This window comes from Oerskovia sp. Root918, assembly GCF_001428945.1.
Lineage (GTDB): Bacteria > Actinomycetota > Actinomycetes > Actinomycetales > Cellulomonadaceae > Oerskovia > Oerskovia enterophila.
On sequence record NZ_LMJG01000001.1, the window covers coordinates 82,320 to 107,777 of the forward strand.

Annotated in this window: 21 protein-coding genes; 10 read left to right on the forward strand and 11 right to left on the reverse strand. The window is 73.3% G+C overall.

Annotation, left to right across the window (positions count from 1 at the left end):
• Positions 1 to 41: 41 nt before the first annotated feature.
• The 6 genes from hemL to hemE all read right to left on the reverse strand — a co-directional run bounded on the left by hemL (position 42) and on the right by hemE (position 7,821).
• Entirely contained in the window at positions 42 to 1,412 is a 1,371-nt protein-coding gene (gene hemL / locus ASE27_RS00345; protein WP_056644501.1) for a glutamate-1-semialdehyde 2,1-aminomutase, read from the reverse strand.
• A 5-nt stretch (positions 1,413 to 1,417) separates the two neighbouring features.
• Positions 1,418 to 2,380 carry a porphobilinogen synthase gene (gene hemB / locus ASE27_RS00350; RefSeq protein WP_056646427.1) on the reverse strand — a complete coding sequence of 321 codons (963 nt, stop codon included), beginning with the start codon at positions 2,378 to 2,380 and terminating at the stop codon, positions 1,418 to 1,420.
• Positions 2,381 to 2,412: 32 nt separating this feature from the next.
• Positions 2,413 to 3,825, reverse strand: coding sequence for a uroporphyrinogen-III synthase (locus tag ASE27_RS00355; RefSeq protein ID WP_056644504.1), 1,413 nt, complete (start codon positions 3,823 to 3,825; stop codon positions 2,413 to 2,415).
• Positions 3,825 to 4,973: a hydroxymethylbilane synthase gene (hemC, locus tag ASE27_RS00360; protein WP_082608345.1), complete on the reverse strand. Its 1,149-nt coding sequence runs from the start codon at positions 4,971 to 4,973 to the stop codon at positions 3,825 to 3,827. The genes ASE27_RS00355 and hemC overlap by 1 nt, the downstream gene beginning before the upstream one ends.
• Positions 4,974 to 5,160: 187 nt before the next feature.
• The gene (locus tag ASE27_RS00365) at positions 5,161 to 6,657 is read right to left on the reverse strand and encodes an NAD(P)/FAD-dependent oxidoreductase (protein WP_056644508.1); all 1,497 of its coding nucleotides are present in this window, start codon (positions 6,655 to 6,657) and stop codon (positions 5,161 to 5,163) included.
• 54 nt (positions 6,658 to 6,711) lie between these two features.
• Positions 6,712 to 7,821, reverse strand: coding sequence for a uroporphyrinogen decarboxylase (gene hemE / locus ASE27_RS00370; protein ID WP_056644510.1), 1,110 nt, complete (start codon positions 7,819 to 7,821; stop codon positions 6,712 to 6,714).
• A gap of 49 nt (positions 7,822 to 7,870) precedes the next feature.
• On the opposite strand from hemE, the gene ASE27_RS00375 reads away from it, so the two are divergent.
• Positions 7,871 to 9,340, forward strand: coding sequence for a glutamyl-tRNA reductase (locus ASE27_RS00375; RefSeq protein WP_056644513.1), 1,470 nt, complete (start codon positions 7,871 to 7,873; stop codon positions 9,338 to 9,340).
• A gap of 113 nt (positions 9,341 to 9,453) precedes the next feature.
• On the opposite strand, the gene ASE27_RS00380 is transcribed toward ASE27_RS00375, so the two are convergent.
• Positions 9,454 to 9,882, reverse strand: coding sequence for an NUDIX domain-containing protein (locus ASE27_RS00380; RefSeq protein ID WP_162259206.1), 429 nt, complete (start codon positions 9,880 to 9,882; stop codon positions 9,454 to 9,456).
• Positions 9,883 to 10,122: 240 nt separating this feature from the next.
• Between ASE27_RS00380 and ASE27_RS00385 the strand changes: the two genes are divergently transcribed.
• The 6 genes from ASE27_RS00385 to ASE27_RS00410 all read left to right on the forward strand — a co-directional run bounded on the left by ASE27_RS00385 (position 10,123) and on the right by ASE27_RS00410 (position 15,068).
• Positions 10,123 to 11,340 carry an SHOCT domain-containing protein gene (locus ASE27_RS00385; RefSeq protein ID WP_056646430.1) on the forward strand — a complete coding sequence of 406 codons (1,218 nt, stop codon included), beginning with the start codon at positions 10,123 to 10,125 and terminating at the stop codon, positions 11,338 to 11,340.
• Positions 11,341 to 11,350: 10 nt separating this feature from the next.
• Positions 11,351 to 12,628: a hypothetical protein gene (locus ASE27_RS00390; protein ID WP_056644519.1), complete on the forward strand. Its 1,278-nt coding sequence runs from the start codon at positions 11,351 to 11,353 to the stop codon at positions 12,626 to 12,628.
• Complete coding sequence (locus tag ASE27_RS00395; protein ID WP_056644524.1) at positions 12,628 to 12,903, forward strand: hypothetical protein; 276 nt, start codon at positions 12,628 to 12,630, stop codon at positions 12,901 to 12,903. The genes ASE27_RS00390 and ASE27_RS00395 overlap by 1 nt, the downstream gene beginning before the upstream one ends.
• A gap of 67 nt (positions 12,904 to 12,970) precedes the next feature.
• Positions 12,971 to 13,894 (forward strand): hypothetical protein, encoded by a 924-nt coding sequence (locus ASE27_RS00400; RefSeq protein ID WP_056644527.1) that lies wholly within the window; start codon positions 12,971 to 12,973, stop codon positions 13,892 to 13,894.
• Positions 13,895 to 13,980: 86 nt separating this feature from the next.
• The gene (locus ASE27_RS00405) at positions 13,981 to 14,322 is read left to right on the forward strand and encodes a PadR family transcriptional regulator (RefSeq protein ID WP_056644531.1); all 342 of its coding nucleotides are present in this window, start codon (positions 13,981 to 13,983) and stop codon (positions 14,320 to 14,322) included.
• Positions 14,319 to 15,068, forward strand: a complete 750-nt coding sequence (locus ASE27_RS00410; RefSeq protein WP_056644534.1) for a hypothetical protein — start codon at positions 14,319 to 14,321, stop codon at positions 15,066 to 15,068. Before ASE27_RS00405 ends, ASE27_RS00410 begins: the two co-directional genes overlap by 4 nt.
• A 125-nt stretch (positions 15,069 to 15,193) precedes the next feature.
• On the opposite strand, the gene ASE27_RS00415 is transcribed toward ASE27_RS00410, so the two are convergent.
• Positions 15,194 to 16,630, reverse strand: a complete 1,437-nt coding sequence (locus ASE27_RS00415; RefSeq protein ID WP_056644537.1) for a DUF2252 domain-containing protein — start codon at positions 16,628 to 16,630, stop codon at positions 15,194 to 15,196.
• 198 nt (positions 16,631 to 16,828) lie between these two features.
• Between ASE27_RS00415 and ASE27_RS00420 the strand changes: the two genes are divergently transcribed.
• Entirely contained in the window at positions 16,829 to 18,196 is a 1,368-nt protein-coding gene (locus ASE27_RS00420; RefSeq protein WP_056644540.1) for an FAD-binding oxidoreductase, read from the forward strand.
• A 124-nt stretch (positions 18,197 to 18,320) separates the two neighbouring features.
• Here ASE27_RS00420 and ASE27_RS20040 read toward each other — a convergent pair whose 3' ends face one another.
• Together ASE27_RS20040 and ASE27_RS00430 are read right to left on the reverse strand one after the other, a co-directional pair.
• Positions 18,321 to 20,132: a hypothetical protein gene (locus ASE27_RS20040; protein ID WP_056644543.1), complete on the reverse strand. Its 1,812-nt coding sequence runs from the start codon at positions 20,130 to 20,132 to the stop codon at positions 18,321 to 18,323.
• 271 nt (positions 20,133 to 20,403) lie between these two features.
• The gene (locus tag ASE27_RS00430; protein ID WP_235535312.1) at positions 20,404 to 22,107 is read right to left on the reverse strand and encodes a glycoside hydrolase family 10 protein; all 1,704 of its coding nucleotides are present in this window, start codon (positions 22,105 to 22,107) and stop codon (positions 20,404 to 20,406) included.
• 222 nt (positions 22,108 to 22,329) lie between these two features.
• Here ASE27_RS00430 and ASE27_RS00435 point away from each other — a divergent pair, with 222 nt between their 5' ends.
• Together ASE27_RS00435 and ASE27_RS00440 are read left to right on the forward strand one after the other, a co-directional pair.
• Complete coding sequence (locus ASE27_RS00435) at positions 22,330 to 22,728, forward strand: PadR family transcriptional regulator (RefSeq protein WP_056646437.1); 399 nt, start codon at positions 22,330 to 22,332, stop codon at positions 22,726 to 22,728.
• Positions 22,725 to 23,768: a hypothetical protein gene (locus tag ASE27_RS00440; protein ID WP_056644546.1), complete on the forward strand. Its 1,044-nt coding sequence runs from the start codon at positions 22,725 to 22,727 to the stop codon at positions 23,766 to 23,768. Before ASE27_RS00435 ends, ASE27_RS00440 begins: the two co-directional genes overlap by 4 nt.
• Positions 23,769 to 23,909: 141 nt before the next feature.
• On the opposite strand, the gene purB is transcribed toward ASE27_RS00440, so the two are convergent.
• Positions 23,910 to 25,382, reverse strand: a complete 1,473-nt coding sequence (gene purB / locus ASE27_RS00445; protein ID WP_056644550.1) for an adenylosuccinate lyase — start codon at positions 25,380 to 25,382, stop codon at positions 23,910 to 23,912.
• Positions 25,383 to 25,458 lie beyond the last annotated feature (76 nt).

Sequence of the window (25,458 nt, forward strand, 5' to 3'; positions counted from 1 at the left end):
CCAGGCACCCTCACCCCGCGCCCGGGCCGGGCGTGCAGGGCTCAGGCCGTGGCTCGCGCCGCGGCCTTCGCTCCGTCCGGGAGCGCTGCGAGGATGCGCTCGACCGCGGCGTCGTCGTGCGCCGACGACACGAACCACGCCTCGAAGACCGACGGCGGCAGGTTGACCCCGGCGTCGAGCATCGCGTGGAAGAACGCCTTGTAGCGGAACGCGTCCTGGGCCTGCGCCTGGGCGTAGTTGCGGACCCCGGCCGCGGCGGCGAAGTCGCCGAACATGATCGAGAACAGGTTGCCCGAGCGCTGCAGGCGGTGCGCGACACCCTCGGCGGCGAGGGCCGCGCTCGCGGCGTCCCCCACGACCTGGGCGACGTGGTCGACGCGCGCGTACACGGCGGCGTCGGCCAGGCGCAGCGTCGCGAGGCCCGCCGCGACCGCGACCGGGTTCCCCGAGAGCGTGCCCGCCTGGTAGACCGGGCCGAGCGGCGCGAGCTGGTCCATGATCGAGGCCGGTCCGCCCAGTGCCGCGACGGGCATGCCGCCGCCGATGACCTTGCCGAACGTGAAGAGGTCGGGCGTGTACTCGGGGAGGGCGCCCGCGGCCAGGCCTGCCTCAAGGCCCCACCAGCCGCTCGGACCCACGCGGAAGCCCGTGAGGACCTCGTCGAGGATCAGCAGCGCGCCGTGCGCGGACGTGATGCGGCGCAGGCCCTCGTTGTAGCCGGGGGCGGGCGGGACGATCCCCATGTTCGCCGGGGCTGCCTCGGTGATGACCGCGGCGATCTCCGAGCCGCGCTCGGTGAACGCGCGCTCGACGGCGTCGAGGTCGTTGTAGGGCAGCACGAGGGTCTCGGCCGCGCTGGCCTCGGTCACGCCGGCCGAGCCGGGCAGCGCGAGCGTCGCGACGCCCGATCCCGCCTCGGCGAGCAGCGAGTCGACGTGCCCGTGGTAGCAGCCCGCGAACTTGATGATCAGGTTGCGGCCCGTGAAGCCGCGCGCGAGGCGCACCGCGGTCATGGTCGCCTCGGTGCCCGTCGAGACCAGGCGGACGCGCTCGGCGGCGGGGACCCGACGGCGGACCTCCTCCGCGAGGTCGACCTCGCCCAGCGTCGGGGCGCCGAACGACAGTCCGCGTGCCGCAGCGTCCTGCACGGCCGCGACGACTGCTGGGTGCGCGTGGCCCAGGAGCGCGGGACCCCACGAGCACACGAGGTCCACGTACTCGCGGCCCGTGACGTCGGTGACGTACGCGCCACGCGCGCTCGCGATGAACCGCGGGTCGCCGCCGACCGAGCCGTAGGCCCGCACGGGCGAGTTCACGCCGCCGGGGATCGCGCCCTGGGCGCGCACGAACGCCTCGTGGTTGTCGTGGAGGGTGGTCGCGTGCGCCGGGGAGCCGGCGGGGTGGATCGTCATCGGTGTCACCGAATCCATTCTGCGATCTCGAGGGCCCAGTAGGTCAGGATGATGTCGGCGCCCGCGCGCTTGATGCCGAGCACGGACTCCAGGACGGCGCCGCGCCGGTCGATCCAGCCGTTCGCGGCCGCGGCCTCGATCATCGCGTACTCGCCCGAGACCTGGTAGGCGGCGACGGGGACGTCGCTGCGCTCGGCCACGGCCGCGAGCACGTCGAGGTACGAGCCTGCGGGCTTGACCATGACCATGTCGGCGCCCTCGGCCAGGTCGAGGTCGGCCTCGCGCAGGCCCTCGCGGAAGTTCGCGGAGTCCATCTGGTAGGTGCGGCGGTCGCCCTGGAGCGTCGAGTCGACGGCCTCGCGGAACGGACCGTAGAACGCGCTCGCGTACTTGGCGCTGTACGCCAGGATGCTCACGCCCGCGTGCCCGGCGTCGTCGAGGGCCTCGCGGATCACGGCGACCTGGCCGTCCATCATGCCCGACGGCGCCACGACCTCCGCGCCCGCCTCGGCGAGCGCGCGGGCCATCGAGGCGTAGCGGACGAGGGTCGCGTCGTTGTCCACGACCAGGTCGCCGTCCGGGCCGGTCGTCAGGACCCCGCAGTGCCCGTGGTCGGTGAACTCGTCGAGGCACAGGTCGGCCATGACGACCGGTCCCGGTCGGCCCGTGCCGGCAGCGGCGTCCCGGGCGGCGTCGCGCGCGATGCGGACGGCCCGGTTGAGGATCCCGCCGGGGGCGTCGGCCTGCGAGCCGGTCGCGTCGCGGTGCTCGGGGATGCCGAACAGCATGACGCCGCCGACCCCGGCCGCGGTGGCCTGTGCGACGGCCTCGGCGAGGCTCGCCTCGGTGTGCTGCACGATGCCCGGCATGGACCCGAGCGGCTTGGGCTCGGTCAGGCCCTCCTTGATGAACAGGGGGAGCACGAGGTCGGCGGCGTGCAGCCGGGTCTCGGCGACGAGCCGGCGCATCTGCGGGGTCGAGCGCAGGCGGCGGGGACGGATCACGGGAGGTTCCTGCCTTCTGTGGGGGATGGGTTGTCAGAGCTGGGCCGGGGTATGGCCCGGTGTGCTTCTGACAACTGGTCGAGGGGTGCCGGGGACGTGGGGGTGCCGGTGGGAGCCGGGTCGGGGGACGTGGGGGTGCCGGTGGGAGCCGGGTCGGGGGACGGGACGGTCCTGCTGCGCCCCGGGCCCACGGGGCCCACGGGGCCCACCGGACCCGCCGCTCCCGCTGGCCCTGGCCCCGCGCCGAGAGATTCGTTGTCAGAACTGACCCGGGGGATACCCCGGCGTGCTTCTGACAGCTCGGCGCCGACGCGCAGCACAGCACCGGCCAGCGCCTCGTCGGTCGCCTTCTCGGCCACGGCGTCGATCCGCAGCCCGACCGCGTGCGCGGCCTCCGCCGTCGGCTCCCCGATCGCGACCCCCGCGACGCGGGGGTCCACGCCGAGCTGGGCCGCGACCTCGCGCGCCACGCTGCCCGACGTCAGCACGACCACGTCGACCGCCCCGGCCCGCCACGCCTCGACGACCTCCGGGGAGAGCGCGTGCGACACGGTCCGGTACGCGGTCACGACGTGGACGTCCCAGCCGCGCTCGCGCAGGCCCTCGGCCATGGTGGGCTTCGCGAGGTCGCCCTGCGGCACGAGCACGCGCCGCGACGAGGTGCTCGCCGACGAGTCGTCAGAAGTGGCCCGGGGTTCCGCCCGGTGTGCTTCTGACAACTGATCGGTGAGCGCGTCGAACGCCGCGAGCAGACCGCGCGCCGAGTTCACGGTCGCCTCGAGGTCCACGTGGACGCCCACGGCCTCGAGCGCGCGCCGCGTCGCGGGCCCGACCGCAGCCCACCGCGTGCCAGCACCCGCGGAGTCGGCAGCGCCACCGGTTCCCGCAGGTCCGGCCAGCGCGGCGAGGTCCAGTCCGCGGCGCGCGGCGCTCGCGGTCAGCTCGTCGATCGCGTTGACGCTCGTCACCACGACCCACGCGAAGGCGCCGTGCGCGAGGTCCGCGACGGCGGCGTCCATCGCTGCGGTGTCCTCGATGGGGGCGCGCTCGATCGCCGGGCTCACGAGCACGGTCGCACCCTGCGCGCGCAGCCGCGCGGCGAGGGGCTCGGCTCGCTCGGGCGAGCGGGGCACCAGGACGGTGGTACCGGTCAGCGCCCCGACGGCGCGGGCCGGTCCGGAGGTGGCCGGGTCGTGCGCCGCGGGCACGTCCCCCTGCCCGACGGCGCCACTCGCCGCGGGAGCGTCGGTGTCCGTGGGAGGGGCAGCGTCGTCCGGCCCGACGGCGTCGCTCACCGCGGCGGGGCGGGCGGGAGTCTCGGAGGAGGTGTCCGCAGCAGGCGTGGCCGGGCGTGCCGGCACGGGAGGCAGGTCGCGCCCGCGCTGGGGGTCGCGCAGCCGGCCTGGCATCAGCGCTGCTCCGGGCCCACGGGGGCGTCGGTGCCGCCGACCGTGAGCTCGTCGTCCTCGGTACCGCCGGTCGGCGCCGTGCCCGGGGCCCAGAGCGCGGGCGCCTCGGCCCGAGCGAGCGAGCCCCCGCCAGGACCGGTAGCGCGCAGGGGCGCGAGCTCGGCGGCCCCGCCGGCCAGGAGGGCGTCGGCGACCTCGACGCCCAGGCCGCGGGCCAGCGCGTCGGTCGTGTCGGCCGAGCGTCCGGCTCCACCGGAGACCGGCGGCAGCGCGACCCGGGCCGAGTGCGTGAGGACCTGCCCGCCGTCGAGCCGCGCGACGACGGCCGAGAGATGGAGCTGGTCGTCCTCGACCACGGCGTGCGCCCCGACGGGTGCCGCGCACCCGGCCTCGAGCCGGGCGAGCAGCGCGCGCTCGGCGAGGACCGCGAGGCGGGTCGGGAGGTGGTCGAGGCCCGCGACGACCTCGGCGAGGTCGAGGGGCTGGCGCGTGCCGCCGTCGGGCAGGAGGTCGAACGACGCGAGGGGAGACAGGTCCGCGGTCCGGACCTCGACGCCCAGGGCCCCCTGCCCGGGCGCGGGGGCCATGACGCGCACGTCGATGACCTCGGAGACCGCGTCGAGCCGGCCCAGGCGCGAGAGCCCCGCGTAGGCGAGGACGACCGCGTCGAGGTCCGCGTCGGGGCCGAGAGCGCGCGCGAGGCGCGTGTCGACGTTGCCGCGGATGTCGAGCACGTCGAGGTCGGGGCGGACCGCGAGGAGCTGGGCCGCGCGGCGCGGGGACCCGGTGCCGACCTTGGCGCCGCGCGGCAGGGTCGCGAGCGTCCAGCCGTTCCGGGCGCACAGGACGTCGCGCGGGTTCTCGCGCTCGGGGGTCACGAGGGTCAGCCCCTCGGCCGCGCCGGTCGGCAGGTCCTTGAGCGAGTGGACCGCGACGTCGCAGCGGCCGTCGAGCAGGGCCTCGCGCAGCGCGGTCACGAACACCCCGGTGCCGCCCATCGAGGCGAGCGAGCCCGAGCGGACGTCGCCCTCGGTGCGGATGCGCACGATCTCCACCGGGTGCCCGGTCAGGTGCTCGATGCGTCGTGCGACGAGTCCCGTCTGGGTCGTCGCGAGGGCGCTGCCACGGGTTCCGACACGAATGCTCACGCTCCTAGTCTCCTCTGCCCGGAGGCATTGTCGAAATGCGCGTGAACCGGTGCGGCGCGGCATTCTGCGGAAAGGAGGCGCGAGTGACATCGACCTGACGCGAGGTCAGAACAACGAGACGAATTGTCAGGACGTTTGTCGCAGGAATGCGGAAGGCATGAGGTGCCGTCCGCACCGCCCCCGAGGATCAGAGCTGCTCGGCGCAGTCCTGGGCGTGCCCGACGATCGCCGCGAGCCCCGTACCCGCGATCCAGCCACCCGTGACCCCGAGCCCGTCGACGTGCGAGACCCGCTCGACGAACGCCGCGACCTCACGCCGGTAGACGGGCGTGGGCGGGGGGAGCGACCCGTTCCAGCGCGTCGACAGGTGCTCGCGCACCTTGCCGTCGAGGTCGACCCCGAGCAGCACCGAGGCGTCGCGCACGACCTGGTCGAGCGTCGGCTCGACCGTCTCGCCGATGCGCCCGTAGCTCAGGCGCACCACGTGGTTCCCCGGCCCGACGGCGCCCGCCACCCGGGCGGCCAGCCACGGCCACTTCGCGGTCGAGTGGGTCAGGGCCTTGGCCTGGACGGGGTCGTGCGCGCCGGCCCGGTGGTTCTCGTCGCGCGTCGACCAGGTGCGGGGCTTCGGCGCGACCAGCAGCCCGCTGCCCCGCGGGGCCGCGTCGAGCTCAGGGGCCTCGAGCATGAGCGTCACGAGACGGATGTCCGCGCCGGGCTCGGGGTCCGGCACCGGGTCGGCCGTGCGGCCCGCGAGCGGGGACACCAGGTCGACGACCGCGGGCGTCGTGACCAGCAGGCGCGGGGCCCGGAAGGTCGTGGGGCCCCCAGGACCCTCGGCCTGGACGCTCCACCCCTGGTCGCCGTCACGGTCCAGCGCGACCACCTCGTGGCGCACGAGCAGCACCCCCGCCGGGCCCGCGCTCCCGGCGGGAGCCCCGCCGTCGGGCACGTCGCTCGTCACGGCGAGCGTGAGCTCCTCGACGAGGCGGTGCATGCCGCCCTCGATGCCGCGCACCGCAGAGCCCGCCGGGGCCTGGGCGCGCATCGCGGCGACCGCCCGGGTCAACGAGCCCTCGCGGGCGTAGGCCTCGCGCAGGCCCGGGGCCACGGCATCGACGTCGAGACGTTCGAGCGGCGCCGAGTGGACGCCCGCGGCGACCGGCGCCACGAGCCGTTCCGCGACGCGGCGTCCCAGGCGCGAGCGCGCGAACGTCTCGAGGTTCTCCTCGTCGACCCACCGGCGCGGCTTGATCCGGTCCATGCCCGCGCGCAGCGCACCGGGCCAGCCGACCGCGCGGCGCACGTCGGCCGCGAACGGGTGCGCCGGGATGCCCATGATCCCGGCCTTCGGCAGCGGGAACGCGCGGCTAGCGGCATAGCCCCACGCGCTGATCGGGGCGGGCTCGACGACCGTCAGGCCCAGGTCGGCGACCAGGTCGCCCACGGCGGACCCGCGGGCCGCGAACGACTCGGCGCCCACGTCGACCGACAGGCCCGTCGAGCCCAGCTTGTCGCCGTGCACGGGGCCGCCCGGGCGGTCGGCCGCCTCGAGGACGAGGACGCGCAGGCCGCGGCGGCGCAGGGAGCGCGCGGCGGTCAGGCCGGCGATGCCCGCGCCGACGACCACGGCGTCGAACGTGGAGGAGGAAGGGCCGGACGATCCATCAGCAACGGGGTGCACACGTCAAGTGTGCCCCCGCTGTGAGGGTGTGTCAGACCGTGCGGGACCCCGGGGTCACGCGGGTTCCGACACGTTCCGGACGGAATGGACGAGCTCGACGACCCGGGTCAGGACGGTCGGGTCGGTCTCGGGCGGCACACCGTGGCCGAGGTTCACCACGTGCCCGGGGGCAGCGCTCCCACGGCGCAGGACGTCGCGGACGTGCGCCTCGAGCACGGGCCACGGCGCGGCGAGCAGCGCCGGGTCGATGTTGCCCTGGACCGGCACGTACCCCCCGAGGGTCGCCGCGGCCTCGTCGAGCGGCGTGCGGTAGTCCACGCCCACGGTCGGGTGCGTCACACCGGCCTCGGTGAGGGAGTCACGCATGGCCCCGAGCAGGTGCCCGGTGCCCGTCCCGAAGTGGATCGCCGGGACGCCCAGGTCGCTGACCTGCGACAGCGCGACCGTGCTCCCCGGCTTGGCGCCCGTGAGGTAGTCCTCGAGCGACAGGCTGCCGGCCCACGAGTCGAACAGCTGGGCGGCGCTGGCCCCGGCCAGGACCTGGGCGCGCAGGAACGCGCCCGTGATCTGCGCGGTCCACGCCGTCAGGCGGGCCCACGACTCGGGGTCCGCGTGCATGAGCGTGCGCGCCGCGAGGTGGTCGCGCGAGGGGCGCCCCTCGACCAGGTAGGCCGCGAGCGTGAACGGCGCGCCCGCGAACCCGATGAGGGGCGTCGAACCGAGCGCCGCGACCGTGAGCGCGACGGCCTCCGTCACGGGCGCGAGCGACTCCGGGGTGAGCTCGTGCTCGACGAGGCGAGCGACGTCGTCGGGCGTCCGGTAGGCCTGCCCCATGACCGGACCGACGCCCGGGACGATGTCCACGTCGACCCCCGCGAGCTTGAGCGGGATGACGATGTCCGAGAAGAAGATCCCCGCGTCCACGCCGTGGCGGCGCACGGGCTGGAGCGTGATCTCGCTCGCCAGGTCCGGGCGCAGGCACGAGTCGAGCATGCCGATGCCCTGGCGCAGCTCGCGGTACTCGGGAAGGGACCGACCGGCCTGCCGCATGAACCACACGGGTGTGGTTTCCGGGCGGTCGCCGCGCAAAGCGCGCACGAGGGGAGAATTCGTCGTCCGGCCGTCGACGAGAGGGTGGTTGTCTGAAAGCGCGGTGAACGTCACAAGAACCGATTCTGCCGTGCGCGGGGAGGAATGATTCAATCGGAGCACTGTGGTTCTCCTGTCGATGACTGCAAGTCACCACGAGCTGGACATGTCCACCCTCGAGCTCCTCTCCACCGGAGCCGCGTCGGTCGGGCGGACGGCCGTCGAGACCTGCGAAGCGATCACCGGTGCCGTCGTCGTCGCGACGTGCAACCGGTTCGAGGTGTACCTGGACGTCGACTCGCCCGTGGACGGGCGGGGCGTGCAGCACGCGTCGCACGAGGTCGCGCGGCTCGTCGCCGCGGCGTCGGGAGTCGCGGAGGACGTGGCGGTCGGGGCGTTCTCGACCCGCACCGGGCCCGACGTCGCCGCTCACCTCTTCGAGGTCGCCGCCGGCCTGGACTCGATGGTCGTGGGCGAGCGAGAGATCGCCGGGCAGGTCAAGCGTGCGCTCGAGGAGGCCCGCGAGGGCGGTGCGACGTCGTCCACGCTCGAGCTCCTGTTCCAGACCGCGTCCCGGACCTCCAAGAAGATCAGCAACGAGACGACGCTCGGTGGCAACGGCCGGTCGGTCGTGTCCCTGGGGCTCGACCTCGCGAGCGCCGAGCTCCCGCCGTGGCGCCAGGTCCGCACGGTGCTCATCGGGACGGGCTCGTACGCCGGCGCGTCGCTCGCCGCGCTGCGGGCGCGGGGCTGCGAGGACGTGCGCGTGTACTCGGGGTCGGGTCGCGCCGAGCAGTTCGCGGCCGACCGGGGCGCCGTCGCGGTGACGGATCTCGTGGCGGCTCTCGAGGACGCCGACCTCGTGGTCTCGTGCAGCGGGGCGCGGGGACGGGTGGTCGCCGACGCGGACGGCGGTGGGGCTGGCCGTGGTGGTCCGGGTGCGGGTGCGGGTGCGCCGAGGGGGACCGGGCCGGGCGCCGAGGGTGACGGAGCCGCCGCCGGAGGTGACGCGCTGGGCCACGTGCTCGACGCCGCCGCGCTCGTCCGTGCCCGGTCCCGCGCCGCGGAGGCCGCGGGTGACGAGGCGCTGCACCGGCCCATGGTGGTCCTCGACCTGGCGTTGCACCGCGACGTCGACCCGCGCGTCGCGGACGTCGACGGCGTCCTGCTCTACGACCTGGCCTCCCTCAAGGCGCACTCACCCGCGCTCGGGTCGCTCGTCGTCGGGCAGGCACGGCGGATCGTGGACCGTGCCACGCGGGACTTCGAGGAGACGCGCCTGGGGCGCGCGGCCGACACGGCCGTCATGGAGCTGCTCGACGACGCCGACCGGCGGATCGCGGCCGAGGTCGCCGAGCGCGTGGCCGAGCGCCGCGCCGCGGGGACCGAGGTCGACGACGCCGAGACCGAGGCGCTCACGCGCTCGGTCCGTCGCCGCGTGCACGCCGACCTGCACGACGCGATCGTCGCGGCCCGGTCGTCGGCCCTCGCGTCGGCCCAGGCAGAGGCCTCGGCCGTGGTGGCCGACGCCGAGGAAGCGCTCCGCAGTGCTGGGACCAACGGGCTCGACGTCGAGGCGTGCGCGGGGCGCTGACCCGGTCCGGCTCTCGGTCGAGCACGAGGTTGCGGTCGTTCTCGTGCGACTTGCGACTGCAACCTCGTGCTCGACCGATCGCAACCCCGTGCTCGACCGAGTGACGGTCCGCGTCAGGCCGCGAGCTCTCCCGTCGCCGCCAGCCGCTCCAGGACGATCCGGCCCGCGGGCGGGACACGGTGCGCGTCGTTCGCCGTGACCCACGTGACCTCACGGACCTCGGCACGAGGCGCCGGCTCGGGGGACCCGGGCAACAGGTCGGCGTAGAGGCAGTGCATCCGCACGAGCCGCCCGCCGAGCCCGTGGCCGGGCGCCTCGGCGACGAGGCCGGACCTCACCGTGGCAGGGTCGAGCAGCACGCCGAGCTCCTCCTCGATCTCCCGGACCAGGGCCTGCTCGTCGCTCTCACCGGGGTCGAGCTTGCCGCCCGGCATGAAGAACAGGTCGTTGTCCCGGCTGCGGACGACGAGCAGCCGCCCGTCCACGACGTGGATCCAGCCGACGGTCTTCAGGGGTGCGGTGAGGGGAGAGGGGGAGGTCACGGAGAACATCCTGTCATCCGGTGCGTCACCGTGGGCGGGCGGGTCGGTCACCGTGGGCGGGCGGGTCGGTCACCGTCGGCGGTCCGGTCCGTGAGAGCGGATGCGCCGGAAACTCGCCGATAGTTCCGTTTCAGAACGAAAGTCGATACTGTGCCGATCGCGGTCGAGGGCCTCAGGGCGTCGGCCGCGACGACGACAGGTCACGCGCGGCTCCGTCCGCCCGATCGGACGGAGAGCTCGATGGGATTCATCAAGGCCTTTGCTGGTGCCCTCGGCGGCACGCTCGCGGACCAGTGGAAGGACTTCCTGACCCCGCCCACGAACCTGGCGCCGACCGCGGCGCTCTTCCCGGCGGTCGCGCAGGGGCAGAACGCGGGGCGCGGGTCCAACACCAAGGGCTCGGCGAACATCATCACGAACGGCAGCCGTTTCGTCGTTCCCGAGGGCTACGGGCTCCTGACGTTCCAGGACGGCGCGCTCACGGGCTTCGTGGCCGAACCGGGTGGCTACCTGTTCACGTCCGACGACCAGAACTCCCAGTCGATCTTCGCCGACAACGGCTTCCTGAGCCCGCTGATCAAGACCACGTGGGAACGCTTCAAGTTCGGCGGGCAACCCGGGTCGCAGCAGCTCGGGTTCTACGTGAACCTCAAGGAGCTGCCGAACAACCGGTTCGGTACGCAGTCGGAGATCTACTGGGACGATGCGTACCTCGGCGCCCAGGTGGGTGCCGTGACGCGTGGCACCTACACCCTGCGCATCGTCGACCCGATCCTCTTCGTCAAGCAGTTCGTGCCGCTGACCTACCTCGGTACGGGCGCGAAGGTGTTCGACTTCTCCGACCTCGACAACGACGCCGCGAGCCAGCTCTTCACCGAGGTCGTCGGGTCGCTCGCGGCAGCGTTCTCGAGCTACACCAACGACCCGGACAAGGGGAACCGGATCACCCGGATCCAGAGCGACTCGGTCGGGTTCGCGCAGTCGCTGGCCGGCGCGGTCGAGGAGGGCTACCAGTGGACGTCCTACCGCGGTCTGTCGATCGTCAAGGTCGCGCTCGCGGCGATCGAGTACGACGAGGACACCAGGGCGCTGCTGAGCGACGTCAAGAAGGCTGACGCGCTCGCAGGTGCTCGCGGGAACTCGTTCCTCCAGCAGGCTGCCGCGCGCGGCATCCAGGCTGCGGGAGAGAACCCAGGAGGAGCCGGGGGCGGCGCGAACATGGCGATCCTCGGCATGGGGATGAACGCCGCGGGCGGCGCGATGGCCGGGCTCCAGCAGCCCGTCGTCCCGCTCCAGCAGGTTCCCGTGCAGAGCGCACCGGTCGCCGCGGCGCCCGCCGCCGCCCCGCCCACCGAGGACCCGGTCGCGAAGCTCACGCAGCTCAAGGCCATGCTTGACCAGGGACTCATCACGCAGGCGGACTACGACACCGCCAAGGCCAAGGTCCTCGGGTTCTGAGGCGCCGACGATGACTGTCCACGAGCCGGAGGCGGCCGTCCCGTCGTCGGCCCCGCCTGCCTCCCCGCAGGAGGTGTCCCCGCCGCCCGTCGGGACACGGGACGGCGGGCCGGCCATCGTCCGTACCGACGTCGGGGCCAGCGACGGTCTCGTCAAGTGCTCACGGTGCGGGGCGACCGAGATCTCGCTCAACGTCGCGACCGGGAACCTGCGCTGCGGGTTCTGCCGGTACGAGTGGGCCGCTGCCGGGACGATCGCGGACCTCGGCCTCGACGGCGACATCGGCGCGCTGCGCGGCGTCGTCGTCGGGTCCGGCACCGCCGCGATCGTGCCGGGGACCGACGAGGTCCTCACGTTCCGGTGCTCGGCGTGCGGTGCGGACGTCGTCGTCGACACCGCGCACGGCACCCAGGCGCGCTGCCACTGGTGCCGCAACACGTTGTCGGTCAACCAGCAGGTCCCCAACGGCGCGGTGCCCGACGTCGTGCTGCCGTTCCGCCTGGCCAAGGACGAAGCGATCACGCGCATCCGGGAGTTCGTCGGCAAGCGTCGCTTCTACGCCCACCCGACCTTCCGGGCCGAGTTCGTCCCGGAGAGCGTCGTCGGGGTCTACATGCCGTACCTCGTCGCGGACCTCAACACCAAGGCCCGGTTGTCCGGGCAGGGCGAGCGTCTCGTGCGGTCCTACACCGTCAAGGTCAAGGGGGCCGACGGCGAGGAGCGCGACGAGCGGCGCTACGACGCCGACGTCTACGACGTCGTGCGCGAGTTCGACCTGCACGTCGACGACCTGACGCTCGAGTCCTCCGCGGACCGACGGGACCACGGCGCGAGCTCGCGGACGAACAACGTCATCAACACGATCCTGCCGTTCGACGTCGAGAACGCGGTCCGCTACGACTCCAACTTCCTCTCGGGGTTCACCGCGGAGCGGCGCGACACCGACATCGACGACGTGCGCGAGCCCGCGTTCGCTCAGGCCAAGGAGATCGCCCGGTTCCGGGCGCTCGACATGATCGAGGCCTACGACCGCGGTCTCCGGTGGGACCACCAGCAGCTCGAGGTCGTGGGCCAGCGCTGGGTCGCTGCCTACCTGCCCGTGTGGCTGTACTCGTACCACGAGGTCCGCAAGAACGGGAGCTCGGTCCTGCACTACGTCGCGGTCAACGGGCGGACGGGCGAGACCATGGGCTCCGTCCCGGTCAACCGCCGCCGCCTGCTCGCGGTGTCCCTCGCCGTCGAGGCCGTCGCGGCCGTGATGGCCCTCCTCGTCATGATCGGGACCTGATGCACCTGCTCGCCCTGGATGCGCTCACCGTGGCGGCCGAGTCCTCGTCCGGCGAGGAGGGGGCCCTTCGGCTCGTCGTCGTGGGTCTGCTGCTGCTCGCCGGGCCGCTCTTCTACTGGTTGACCTGGCGCCGGTACCGCAACGCGGGCGAGCGTCATGACCACCGGAGGGACACGCGCTCCGAGGTGCGTGCGGTGCGCGGGTCGGACGTCCACGTGCGCCGGCTCGTCGGCCGGACGAACAGCAGGATGTCGGGCGCCAACCACCGGTCGTAGAGGGCGCGAGGGCTCCCGCCCGGCGGGCCGTCCGGTCGCCCTTCGCGTCCCCCGCTACCGTGGGCGGATGCGACTCGGAGTGCTCGACATCGGTTCCAACACCGTCCACATGCTCGTCGTGGACGCGGTGCGCGGTGCCCGCCCGGACCCGGCGGCGTCGGGCCGTTCGGTCGTCCGTCTCATGCGCTACCTCCAGCCCGACGGCTCGATCTCGGCCGAGGGCGTCGACGCCCTGCTCGAGGCGGCCGACCGGGCGGCGGCGCTGGCCCGCGAGTACGAGGTCGACGAGTCGCTCGCGCTCGCGACGTCCGCGCTGCGCGAGGCGACCAACGGCCCCGAGGTGCTCGCGGAGATCGAGGAGCGTGTCGGGGTCCCGATCGAGGTCCTCTCGGGTCCTGAGGAGGCGCGGCTGACGTTCCTCGCGGCGAGGCGCTGGCACGGGTGGGCGTCGGGTCGGCTCATGGTCCTGGACATCGGTGGTGGTTCGCTCGAGATCGCCTCGGGCCTCGACGAGGAGCCCGACGTCGCGGTCTCCGTCCCCCTGGGGGCCGGGCGGATGACCATCGAGCACCTCCCGGACGACCCGCCCACGGCCCACCAGGTCGCGGCGCTGCGCTCGCACGTGCGTGGGGTGCTCGCCGAGGCCCTCGGCGAGATCAAGGCGCTGCCGCGTCCCGACCACGTGGTCGCGACCTCCAAGACGTTCCGGTCGCTCGCGCGGCTCGCGGGCATGAAGGTCGCGGTCGTGGGTCCGGAAGAGCGGTGGCGCATGGAGCGTTCGCAGCTGTCCGACTGGGTGCCGCGCCTCGCGCGCATCCCTGCGGCGGGTCGTACCGAGCTGCCGGGGATCACGGCCGAGCGGACCTATCAGATCGTCGCGGGCGGCGTGGTCGCGGAGGAGACCATGAAGGCGTTGCGCGTCGCGGAGGTCGAGATCTGCCCGTGGGCGCTGCGCGAGGGCGCGATCCTGCGTCGCCTCGACCAGATCTGACGGCCCGCGCCGGGCCTCGCTGCACCCCGTTCGGTCCCACGTGAAGCGTCTACCGGGCCTCCGCACATGGTGCTATCTTGTCTCGCATGGTACCTAGCGAGGACATGATCCTCACGAACCTCCGGCGAGGGGCGATCGAGTACTGCGTGCTCGCGCTCCTGGCCGACGACGAGTGGTACGGCCTGGACATCGCCCGCCGCCTCTCCACGGACGGGGTGCTCCTGAGCGGTGAGGGCACGCTCTATCCGCTCCTCGCGCGGCTGCGCAGGGGCGGGCTCGTGGAGACGCACTGGCGCGAGTCCGACGCCGGACCACCTCGGCGCTACTACGCCCTGACCCCTGAGGGGCGCGCAGCCCTCGAGACCTTCGCCCGCACCTGGGCGCCCTTCCGCGACGCCGTCGACTCGACCCTGGGGAGCCACCGATGAACCGCACGAACGACGCGATCAGCGCGTACCTGGACGACCTCGCGCGGATGCTCGCGCACGTCGATCCCGCCGAGCGGGCCGACGTCCTGGGTGGGGTGCGCGAGCACGTCGATGCGAGCCTCGCCGAGCTGGGGCACGAGCCCAGCGAGCAGGAGGTCGCGGCGGTCCTCGCGTCGCTCGGCGCCCCGGAGGACGTGGCGCGAGCGGCGTCGGGTGCGCTCAGGGATCCCCTGCCCGACGGCGGAGCCTCCTCTCGTCCCGCCCTCACCGGTGCGTGGGTCGCCCCGGTCGTGTTCGCCCTCGCCCTCGTGGGCATCGTCGGGGCACCGTTGCTCCTCCCGGGCGTCCTGTGGCTCGTCGCAGCGGTCCTGCTCGGTGCCTCGCCGCTCTGGACCACGAACGAGAAGATCTGGGGCATCGTCTCGGGCTTCGGGGCGGGGGCCGCGTGGCTCGGGCTCACGGGCATGATGCTGCTGCCGTCCGCGAGCTGCGCGTCGGTCGGCTCCCTGTCCGCCGCGGGCCCCTCGGCCGTGGGCGCGATCACGGCCGAGGGGTCGGACGGCGGTTTCCACGCGCCGACGAGCGGGGACTTCACGACCACGTGCGACGCCGCGGGTGCGAACGTCGGCGGGCTGGTCCTGACGGTCCTGCTCGGGGCGATCGTCCTGGCGGCGCTCGTCTACCAGGTGGTCCTCCTGCGCCGGGGGCTCGCGCGGTCCACAGCGGGCCGAACCGCCGACGCCTGAGCCGCCCCCGACCGCCTCGCCGCGGACGCCCCCCGACGGGACGCGTCCGCGCGAGGTGGGCGGCGCCGTCGGGCACGAGATGGCCCGGGCCGACGGGGGCGTCCGACGCCGCGCCAGCCCCGGCGTCAGACGCCCAGGACCGCCTCCACGTCGCCCGCGGCGATCGCGTCGAGGAGGGCCTGGTGGTCCAGGGCGTTCTGGTCGGCGTAGCGACGGGCGAACTCGGTGAACGAGTGGTCCGCGACGTCGCCCTTGCCGAGGTACGCGCTGATCGCGAGGGCGTCGCCCGAGCGGGCGTGCCCGCGGGCGAGGACCCACGCGCACATCTGCGCGTAGGCGGCCATCGCGACCGGGAGCATCGTCTCGAGGTCCGCCGAGACCTTCCAGTCCCAGAGCTGGCGGAAGTAGTAGTCGTGGGGGCGCTCGTCGGCGCCGTGCACGGTGTTCCAGCCGAGCAGGGCGTCGCTCGTGGCCTGCAGGAGGCGCTGTCCCTCGACCACGCGGCGCCCGTTCTCGGGGTACGGGCTGGCCGACGTGTAGGGCTCGAGGACCGACGGCTCGGCCTCCTTGACCTGGAGGAACAGGGGGTCGTCGTTGTCCCGGCCGACGAGCAGCGCGACCCAGCAGCGTGTGCCGACGCTCCCGACCCCGACCACGCGCCGAGCCAGGTCGACGAGGCGGTAGCGCTCGAGCAGGATGCGCCGGGCGCCCGTGAGCGAGTCGCCGTAGGCCGCGAGGGCCGTGGTCACGACGCCGAGGAGGCGAGCCTGCTCGGCGTCGTCGAACAGGTCGCGCACCGGGACGAGCAGGGGCGGGTCGCTCACGAACCGCAGCTCGCCGTCGTCGCGCAGCGTGGTGAGCCGACGCCGGGCCTTCTGCCGGTCCTTGGTCCGCGCCTTGCGCAGCGCCTTGCGGAGGTTGTCCATGACGCCAGGAGGGACCGACCCGTTCCACCGTTCGACGATCTCGTCGCCGCGGAGCTGCACGTGCCACAGGTCGAGGTGGCCCAGGTCGGCGAACGTGCGGAGCGTCTGGCGGTACCCGCGCGCCGCGGCGAGCGTGATCCGCTCGCGCTCCTGGTGGGACATGCCGCGGTGGCGTCCCGCGATCTCGAGGCTCGCGACGAGCCGCTGGAGGTCCCACTCGAAGGGGCCGCGGTGCGTCTCGTCGAAGTCGTTGATGTCGAAGACCAGCGAGCGCTCGGGGGACGCGAACCCGCCGAAGTTCGCGAGGTGCGCGTCGCCGCAGAGCTGGACGGTCAGGTCCGTGCGCGGCCCGGTGCCGAGGTCGGCCGCCATGACCGCGGCCGCCCCCCGGTAGAACGAGAAGGGGGTGGCGGCCATGCGTCCCATGCGGAGCGGGACGAGCGACGCGACCCGGCTCGCGTTCTGGGCCTGGAGGATCGCGACGGGGTCGCGACGGTCGGTCGGCGGCGTCCACGCGGCGGTCGAGCGACGGGGGAGGAGCGTGCGGGCTGCGCGTCCCTGCTCCTTGCGGTGCTCGGGCGAGGGCGTCCCGCGCAACGGCGCGCGGTCGGGGGGCTGGTCCGTGGTCTGGGGCATCGTCGCTCCTCGGGTCCGTGGGCGTGAGGGCGCCCTCGCTCATCATGGCGCGCGCGGTCACCCAGGGCGCGGTGGAAGCATCAGCCTCGGCGGACATTCCCGGCACCTTCGGCTGACCTGTCACCGGAAGCGCTCCCAGCTCTCTTTCTGGGGTAGCGCTGCTCCGCGCTCCCCACCTTGTTCGAGAGGGAAACGCCCATGACCACCCACGAGATCACGCAGGACGTCGTCCTCGACGCCCTCACGCAGGCCGTGACCGGCCGCGTCCTGCCCGGCAACGCCGCCGAGGCCCGGCTCTCGGGCATGAACGTCGCCGTCGAGCACCGTCCCGACTACGTCGTCCACGCCACGTCCACCGCCGACGTCCAGGCGACCGTGCGCGTCGCCAAGACGTTCGGACTGCCCGTCGCGGTCTTCAGCACGGGCCACGGGTTCGCGCGCGGGATCGACGGTGGCATCGCGCTCACGACCGCGGGCCTGACGGGCGTCGAGGTCGACGAGCCCGCGCGTACCGCGCGCGTCGCCGCCGGCTCCCGCTGGAGGGACGTGCTCGACGCCGTCACGCCCCTCGGGCTCGCCGCCGTCACCGGGTCGTCGCCCGACGTGGGAGTCGTCGGCTTCCTGCTGGGCGGCGGGATGAGCCCGCTCGCCCGGGAGGTCGGCTTCGGCTCGAACTACCTCCTCGCGGCCGACGTCGTGACGGGGGACGGCGACCTCCTCCATGTCGACGCCGACCACCACCCCGAGGTCCTGCGCGCCCTGCGCGGCGGCAAGTGGGGCCTGGGGATCATCACGTCCGTGACGATCAGGCTCCTGCCCCTCGCGACCATCACCGGAGGGAGCTTCTTCGCGGTCGGGGACGACGCCGCGACCATGTTCCGCGCCTACGCCGACTGGGTCGCGACCGCCCCCGCCGACATCACGACCTCGGTCGCGCTGCTGCGGCTGCCCCCGCTCGAGTTCCTGCCCGAGCCCCTGCGAGGTCAGTACGTCGCGAACGTCAGGGTCGCCTCGACCCGCCCCCTCGCGGAGGTGGCCGAGGCGATCGCCCCGTTGCGCGACGCGGCCCCGATCATCCTGGACTCGATCGGCGAGATGCCGTACGCCGCGATCGGAGCGGTCCACCAGGACCCGACCGACCCCATGCCCGTGCTCGACGGCTCGACCCTGCTGCACACGTTCGAGCCGCAGACCGCGGAGGCGCTGCTCGCCGTCGCCGGGCCGCAGTCGACCGCACCGCTGATGATGGCCGAGATCCGCCACCTGGGCGGGGCGCTCGGCGACGGCGCGCACGGTCCCGACAGCGTGACCGGCCGTGACGCCGCGTTCTCGCTCTTCGTGATCGGAGTTCCCGTCCCCGAGCTCTTCGAGACGGCCGTGCCGGCCGCGATCCGCGGGCTCCTCGAGGCCGTGCAGCCGTGGTCGCTCGGTCGTACCCAGGCGAATCTCGCCGGGGCGGTGAGCGAGGCCGCCATGATCGACCTGTGGTCGCCCGCCGACCAGGCGCACCTCGCGACCGTGCGTCGTGACCTGGACCCCGACGGCCGGTTCCTCATGCCCGCGTGAGGGCCCGGCGCCGTCGTCCCGCCCCGACGCTCGAGGCGAGACGACGGGAGGGGGCGCGGCGCCGTCGGGCCGTGATGCCCGGCCCCCTGGGTGAGACGACGGGCCCCTCCTGCTGTGCCCGTGCCTACGTGGCCGGCGTGATGGTCCCGGGGAACTGCTTGAGGTCGCCGCCGCCGCCGGAGCCCTGGTTGATGGAGAAGAGCATCTCGACGAGCGAACCGTCGCTGCGCGGACCACGGGCCAGGCTCGCGGCGTAGTCGAACGTGCTCACGGGCTTGCCGTCGTAGTCGAGCGCCAGGGCGGAGACCTGGTTGACCCCGATGCTGTCCTGGCTGTACTCGACCGCGTTGGCGTGGAGCGTCGCCATCTGGCGCTCGGTGAGCGTGAGCCGGAGCACGTCCCCCTCCTTGACCGTGCCGCCCGCGTCGAGGCCCGAGAACTCGCTCTGGTTGAAGAGCTGGGTCGACATCTGGTCGGCCTCGACCGTGTACGTGTAGGTGCGACCTGCGGTGTTCTCGGTCCCGTCCGGGTTGAAGGCCTGCGAGAAGAACGTGTCGCTGCGCCCCCCGTAGCTGAGCTTGGTCTGCTGGTCCGCCGACCCGTCCGGGTAGGTCGTGACCACGGCCGAGCCCGAGTTCTCGCCGAGGTCCCACGACGCGCCGCCCACGGGCGTCTCGACGTCGAGCGACGTCGTGGACTTGTAGTCGATCTTCTCGATCGTCGTGAGCCCCGAGATGCCCGTCGACGCGTCCTGCGGGATCTCGCCCGTGAGGAGGTAGGTGTCGTACGCGGCCCGGCCCTCGGGCGTCGAGAGGTCCAGCTCGGCGCTGCGCAGCGACGCGCCGTCGAGCGAGGTCGTGTTGCCCAGCAGGACCTTGACGGCCTCGAAGTCGACGCCGAGCCCGCCGTAGTTGCTCAGCGCGTCCGTGGGGCCGGACGTGATGCGCACGGTGTCGTCGCCCGTCTTCTCGATCACGCTGCTCACCCCGGCGGACTCCTCGATGCCCGACTTCATGGCGATGTGCCGGAACGAGGCCTCGAGCTCGGTGCCCGTGTAGCTCCCGCTGTCCATGGTGACGGTCGAGCCGGTCGGCATGGTCGAGGGGTCGAACGGGTTGACGGCACCCGGGTCGGTGATCTTGGCGCCGTCGGGCACCTTGACCGCGTACTCGGAGGTCACACCCGTGGTGTAGCTGCCGCTGACGCCGTTGCCCCCCTTGTCGAACCCGCCCTCGACGCCCACCGAGACGTCGGACTTGGTCGTCCAGGTGGTGAACCCGTCCTCGCTCTTCTCGCCCGACGTGAGCTCGGCACCACCGGTCAGGCCGAACGTCACCTTGGAGCCGTTCGTGGTCTGGAACCAGTTCTCGAGCGTGCCCGAGCCGGAGACCGTGGTCTCCCCGGTGGTCGGGTCGTACGTCACGCCCCCCGAGACCGAGCCGCCGCTGCCCTCGGTCGCGGGCGAACCGAGCGAGCCGTTGTCCGTCCCCGACTCCTGGGTCCCCTTGACGGTGACGGTCGGGCCGCCGGGGGACTCGGCGTCGTCGACCCCTGAGGAGGAGCCTGAGCCGGCTCCGCCTCCGGAACCGCCGCCGGGCCCACCCGACCCGGAACCGCCGACCGAGCCGCCGGTGCCGCCTGACCCGCCGGCGCCGCCCGACGACCCGGTGTCCGCCGCGCTCGTGCTCTCCTGGTCGTCGGCGTTGCGCCGGAGGGTCGTCGCCGCGTCGCGCAGGGACTGGGCCGTCTGCGTCAGCAGGGGCTCGAGCCGGCCGTCCCACTGGCCGCGCTCCTGCTCCGCGTCGGGCCCGTACCAGGGCACCGAGTGGAACGAGCCGCGGACCTTCGAGCGCGCCTGGTCGAGGACGCCAGCCCCGCCGTCGAGGCTCGTGGCGAGGTCGCGCAGTGCTGCGACGTCGGCGCCGTACATGACCACGGGCGAACCTCTTTCAACCGGCAGGGAGTCCTGGACGAGGACACGCTACGTGACGGTGCAGGATCGCGACATGGGGAGGAGTCCCCAGGTGGGCCCCGACGCAGGTCGGTCGACGACGCGCACGCTTCCCGGGCGGCCGTCCGTCGTCGTGGATCTGGTCGAGAGGTCTCGGCACCGGTGTGTCGTGCCGAGAAGTGAGTAGATGCCCCTGATCCCGTCGGATCAGGGGCATCTACTCACTTCTCGTCGGGCCTGAGCCCAGAGGGTCAGGTCAGACGGACCGGCGCGCCTCGCTGGGGCGCGACTCGTTCCACAGCCGGTCGAGCGCGGTGACCACGTAGGTGTAGCGGTGCCCGGTGAGCGCGGTCTCGTCCACCCAGTCCTGCACGACGTGCCCAGAGGTGCGGACGGTCGCGACGAGGTTGGCGGCGTCCTCGATGTCGATGCGGCGGGCGTCGCCCTCGACCCGGTAGATCGCGAAGGCCGTGGCCCGGGTCCTGCGAGGGCCCGTGTCGTTCCAGTGCAGCCGGACGCCCTCGGGGACTCGCCGGGCGTTGGCGAGGACCGGGACGCGCAGCGGTGAGACCCCGAGCCGGGGCATCGCGGGCACGAGCGCGGGGTGCCGGTAGTGGTCCTCGAGCACCCGGGTCATGGAGCCCTGCGGGTCGGCGGGGACGTGCTTGGCCGAGAAGTAGACGTTGCCCAGCACGGGCGCGACCTCGGCGTCGACCTGCTGCGTGAAGGTCAGGTGGTTCGACATCTCGGCGGGGTCGGTGAAGACGCCCGACGTGACCTTGTAGAGCGCCTCGCCCACGAAGAGCTGCGTGCCGGACTGCGCCGCGACCTCGGCCCACCACGGCACGAGCTTCGCGTAGTCCGCGACGGCGAGCCCGATCTGCCAGTAGATCTGCGGGTTGATGTAGTCGAGCCAGCCCTCGGTGACCCACTTGCGCGTGTCGGCGAACTGCATGTCGTAGGACTGCGAGCCGCTCGTGGCCGAGCCGCGCGGGTCGGTCGAGGCGTTGCGCCAGATCCCGAACGGGCTGATCCCGAACTTGACCCATGGCTTGGTCGCCTTGATGCGCTGCGAGATGGACTGCACGAACGTGTCGACGTTGTGGCGGCGCCAGTCCTCGACGGTCGCGAAGCCCGCGCCGTGCGTCGCGTAGGTGTGCGCGTCGGGGATGGTCTGCCCCGCGACCGCGTAGGGGTAGAAGTAGTCGTCGAAGTGCACGCCGTCGAGGTCGTAGTTCTCGACCGAGTGCAGGATCGCGCGCTGGATGTGCTCCTGCGCCTCGGGGATGCCCGGGTCGAAGTAGAGCTTGCCGCCGTAGGCCCATACCCACTCGGGGTGCTGGCGGGCAGGGTGCTCGGGGACGAGCTGGGCGGGGTCCGCCTGCATCGAGACGCGGTACGGGTTGTACCAGGCGTGGATCTCGATGTTGCGCCGGTGCGACTCCTCGACGACGAACGCGAGCGGGTCGTAGCCGGGGTCCTTGCCCTGGGTGCCGGTCAGGTACTGCGACCACGGCTCGTAGGGGCTGGGCCAGAACGCGTCGGCCGTGGGCCTGACCTGCACGAACACGGCGTTGAGCCGGTACTGCTGGGCGACGTCGAGCCAGTGCAGGTACTCGGCCTTCTGCTGCTCGGCGCTGAGCCCGGCGGCCGAGGGCCAGTCGATGTTGACGACGCTCGAGATCCACATGGCGCGCAGCTCGCGCTTGCGCGGCACAGGGCCCGACGGCGCAGCTCCCGTCGCAGGGACGGGTGCGGTCGCGGCTGCAGCGGGGGAGAAGGAGCCGATCGTCACGCTCAGCGTGCTGGCCGCGACGCCGGCGGTCGCGAGCGTGAGGAAGCCCCGACGGCCGAGGCCGGTGACCTCGGGCGAGGGGGTGGTGGGAGCGGGGGCGTCCGCGGTGGGGTCGCTCGGGTGGTGCGTCATGTCCATGCCTCCGTTGGTACGGGTCAGATGCATGGAAGAGAATTTCACAGTTCTTACATATTGTGAAGGATTGCGCCACAGCAAGGGTGTCGCGCGGCGGCGCGTGCCCGGCCGAGAACGAGGGCGCAATCGCCAGGGGACCCGAGAGTGACCGCAACCTCGTTCTCGAGGTGGTCGAGGCTGCTGAGGTCCGAGGGGTCGGACCGCCGGAGTGTCGTTGCGCTATATATTTGTGACGAGAGTATGTTCCTCGGCATGGCATCCAAACCGCTCCAGGAACCCGCGTTCCTCATCCTGTCGGCGCTCGCTGCCGGCCCGCTGCACGGCTATGGCATCGCCAAGGACGTCGAGGTCAGCTCGGACGGCCGCATCACGCTGCGCGTCGGGACGCTCTACGGCGCGATCGACCGGCTCGCCGCCGCGGGGCTCGTCGAGGTCGACCACGAGGAGGTCGTCGACTCGCGACTGCGCCGGTACTACCGGCTCACGGCCGCGGGCGGGGTGCGGCTCGAGGCCGAGGCGCACCGAGCCGAGGCCCAGGCGCGACGCGCCCTGGAACGGTTGGGCGCCCGGCGCAGCCCACGGACCGCCGCGCCCAGCCGATCGACCGGTGCGGCGCCGTCGGGCCTGGGCACCGGGCCGGTGCCCGCATGACCGCCGACGGTCCCGAGCAGGCGGGATCCGCCGACGAGGCGCTGCCCGTCGCACCCGTGCTCGTCCGCGACTACCGCCGCCTCCTGCGGCTCTTCCCGTACTCGTATCGGCGTGAGCACGAGGCCGAGATGCTCGGGCACCTGCTCGACGGCGCGCGTCCCGGGCAGTCCCGTCCGTCGCCGGCCGAGCGCCGCGACCTGGTGCTGGCCGCTGTGCGCGAGTGGGCGGTCGTCCCGCTCGGACCTACCCCGGGACGCCGACGATCGGCCGCGACGCTCCTCGTGCTCGTGCTGCCGCTCCTGTTGATGGTTCCGGCCGCCAAGACCCTCGTGGCGGCCGCCGTCACGTTGGGACATCGCGGCCCGTGGCTCGCCGTGTCCAGCCACCCGTTCGCGCCGGGGTGGGTCCTGTGGGGGGCGGGTCTCGTCCTGGTGCTGTGCGGTCTCCTCCGTACCGGCCGGACCCTCGTCGTCGCGGGAACCGTCGTCTCGACGGTCGCGCTGGGTGTGATGATCTGGCAGGACGCGTTGCAGGCGGCCTATGTCGAGGCCGTGTGGGTCGTGGGCATGGCGGCGTTCGCGCTCGCCCTGGTCGAACGGACCCGGACGGGCGAACGGCCCTACGGGTGGCGCTGGGGCATCGCTCCAGCCGGTATCGCCACGGTGCTCGCCGCGCTGGCCTGGGGCGAGTTCACGGGGGCCGGGCCGTCGTGGCGATACCTGTCGCCGATCTGGCGGCTCACGACCGGCACGATCGTGGTGCCGGTGGTCGTGGGGCTGGTCGTGCTCGTGGTGATCCAGGCGACGCGCGACGCGGTGCCGTTGCTCGGTGGGATCTTCGCGGCGTTCATGATCGGACGCGTGGGGATCTTCGGGTCGCGCACCTACCCCTTCTACGGGTACGAGCGCGCAGACGTCCTTGTCCTGCTCCTCGTCGCGGCCGCGACGTTCCTGGCACTGCGCTGGACGGTCGACCGGATCGGTGACCAGGCCGCCGAGCGCAGGAAGAGATCGACCGGCGGAGACCTGACGACGGCCTGACCCGGCATGAGGGTGCCCGCTCCGCCCACGACGCGCCATCGACGCGACGAGAACGGGGTTGCGGTCGCTATCCGTCGGATGACGACCGCAACCCCGTTCTCGGCGGCGCAGATGAGCTCTCGGCAGCCCACATGCCCGGACTCAGTCCAGGTACTCGCCCACGAGCTGCTCCGCGATGCCCGTGTACGTACCCGGGGTGAGGTCGGTGAGGCGGCGCGTGACGTCGCCGGGCAGGCCGAGGCCCTGGACGAACTCCCGCATCTCCTCGCCCGTGAGCCGGTGCCCGCGCGTGAGGTCCTTGAGGCGCTCGTACGGGTTCTCCATGCCGGGCACGCCCGCGACCGAGGCCGCGCGCATGGCCGACTGGATGGGCTCGCCGAGCACCTCCCAGTTGGCGTCGAGGTCCGCGGCGAGCAGGTCCGCGTTGACCGCGAGGGCGCGCAGCCCGCGCGAGACGTTGTCCACCGCGAGCAGCGAGTGGCCGAACGCGGGGCCGATGTTGCGCTGCGTCGTCGAGTCCGTGAGGTCGCGCTGGAGGCGCGAGGTCACGAGCGTCGAGGCGAGCGTGTCGAGCAGCGCCGAGGAGATCTCGAGGTTCGCCTCGGCGTTCTCGAAGCGGATCGGGTTGACCTTGTGCGGCATGGTCGAGGACCCCGTCGCACCCGGCACTGGGATCTGCTTGAAGAAGCCGAGCGAGATGTACGTCCACACGTCGGTGCTGAGGTTGTGGAGGATGCGGTTGAAGCGGGCCACGTCGCTGTAGAGCTCGGCCTGCCAGTCGTGCGACTCGATCTGCGTCGTGAGCGGGTTCCACGTGAGGCCGAGGCTCTCGACGAAGGACTTCGAGACCGCGGGCCAGTCGACGCCGGGGACCGCGACCGTGTGCGCGCCGTACGTGCCCGTCGCGCCGTTGAGCTTGCCGAGGTACTCGGCGCCCTCGATGCGGCGCAGCTGGCGGCGCAGGCGGTGCGCGAGCACGGCGAGCTCCTTGCCGAGCGTCGACGGCGTCGCAGGCTGGCCGTGCGTGCGGCTCAGCAGCGGGACGGCCGCGTGCTCGCGCGCCATGTCCGCGAGCTGGTCCGCGAGGGCCGTCGCGGCGGGCAGCCACACGTCGCGCACCGCGCCCTGCACCATGAGCGCGTACGACAGGTTGTTGATGTCCTCGCTCGTGCACGCGAAGTGCACCAGCTCGCCCGCCGACGGCAGGACCGTGCCCTCGCCCAGGACGCTCGGGGCGGCCTCGAGGCGACGCTTGATGTAGTACTCGATCGCCTTGACGTCGTGCACCGTGACGCGCTCGATCTCGCCGAGCTCGGCGATGCCCGCGGCGTCGAAGTCCGTGACGATCGAGCGCAGGTACGTCTTCTCGGCGTCGCTCAGCGTGGGCGCGCCCGGGACCACGGGCCCCTCGGTGAGGGCGATGAGCCACTCGACCTCGACGTGGAGGCGCTCGCGGTTGAGCGCGGCCTCGCTCAGGTGGTCGACCAGGGGCGCGACGGCGCCGCGGTAGCGCCCGTCGAGCGGGCCCAGGGCGATGGGAGGGGTGATGTCGGCGAGCGTGGCGCGCTGGGGGGTGGTCACAGGCGCGGCGGAGTCGGCGGAGTCCGTAGGCATGGCGCCATTCTCCCACGGGTGCCCGACGGCGGAGCGGGCGTCTCGCGGTCGGGCGGCGGGAGGGCAGGTGCCGGCG

Bases quoted from the DNA above. Each gene is read 5' to 3' on its own strand.
- purB (WP_056644550.1), bottom strand. From the start codon at position 25,382: ATGCCTACGGACTCCGCCGACTCCGCCGCGCCTGTGACCACCCCCCAG.
- hemL (WP_056644501.1), bottom strand. From the start codon at position 1,412: ATGACGATCCACCCCGCCGGCTCCCCGGCGCACGCGACCACCCTCCAC.
- ASE27_RS00390 (WP_056644519.1), top strand. From the start codon at position 11,351: ATGACTGTCCACGAGCCGGAGGCGGCCGTCCCGTCGTCGGCCCCGCCT.
- ASE27_RS00355 (WP_056644504.1), bottom strand. From the start codon at position 3,825: ATGCCAGGCCGGCTGCGCGACCCCCAGCGCGGGCGCGACCTGCCTCCC.
- ASE27_RS00415 (WP_056644537.1), bottom strand. From the start codon at position 16,630: ATGCCCCAGACCACGGACCAGCCCCCCGACCGCGCGCCGTTGCGCGGG.
- hemB (WP_056646427.1), bottom strand. From the start codon at position 2,380: ATGCGCCGGCTCGTCGCCGAGACCCGGCTGCACGCCGCCGACCTCGTG.
- ASE27_RS00385 (WP_056646430.1), top strand. From the start codon at position 10,123: ATGGGATTCATCAAGGCCTTTGCTGGTGCCCTCGGCGGCACGCTCGCG.
- ASE27_RS00410 (WP_056644534.1), top strand. From the start codon at position 14,319: ATGAACCGCACGAACGACGCGATCAGCGCGTACCTGGACGACCTCGCG.
- ASE27_RS00395 (WP_056644524.1), top strand. From the start codon at position 12,628: ATGCACCTGCTCGCCCTGGATGCGCTCACCGTGGCGGCCGAGTCCTCG.
- ASE27_RS00430 (WP_235535312.1), bottom strand. From the start codon at position 22,107: ATGCATCTGACCCGTACCAACGGAGGCATGGACATGACGCACCACCCG.
- ASE27_RS00400 (WP_056644527.1), top strand. From the start codon at position 12,971: ATGCGACTCGGAGTGCTCGACATCGGTTCCAACACCGTCCACATGCTC.
- ASE27_RS00405 (WP_056644531.1), top strand. From the start codon at position 13,981: ATGGTACCTAGCGAGGACATGATCCTCACGAACCTCCGGCGAGGGGCG.
- ASE27_RS00420 (WP_056644540.1), top strand. From the start codon at position 16,829: ATGACCACCCACGAGATCACGCAGGACGTCGTCCTCGACGCCCTCACG.
- ASE27_RS00435 (WP_056646437.1), top strand. From the start codon at position 22,330: ATGGCATCCAAACCGCTCCAGGAACCCGCGTTCCTCATCCTGTCGGCG.
- ASE27_RS00440 (WP_056644546.1), top strand. From the start codon at position 22,725: ATGACCGCCGACGGTCCCGAGCAGGCGGGATCCGCCGACGAGGCGCTG.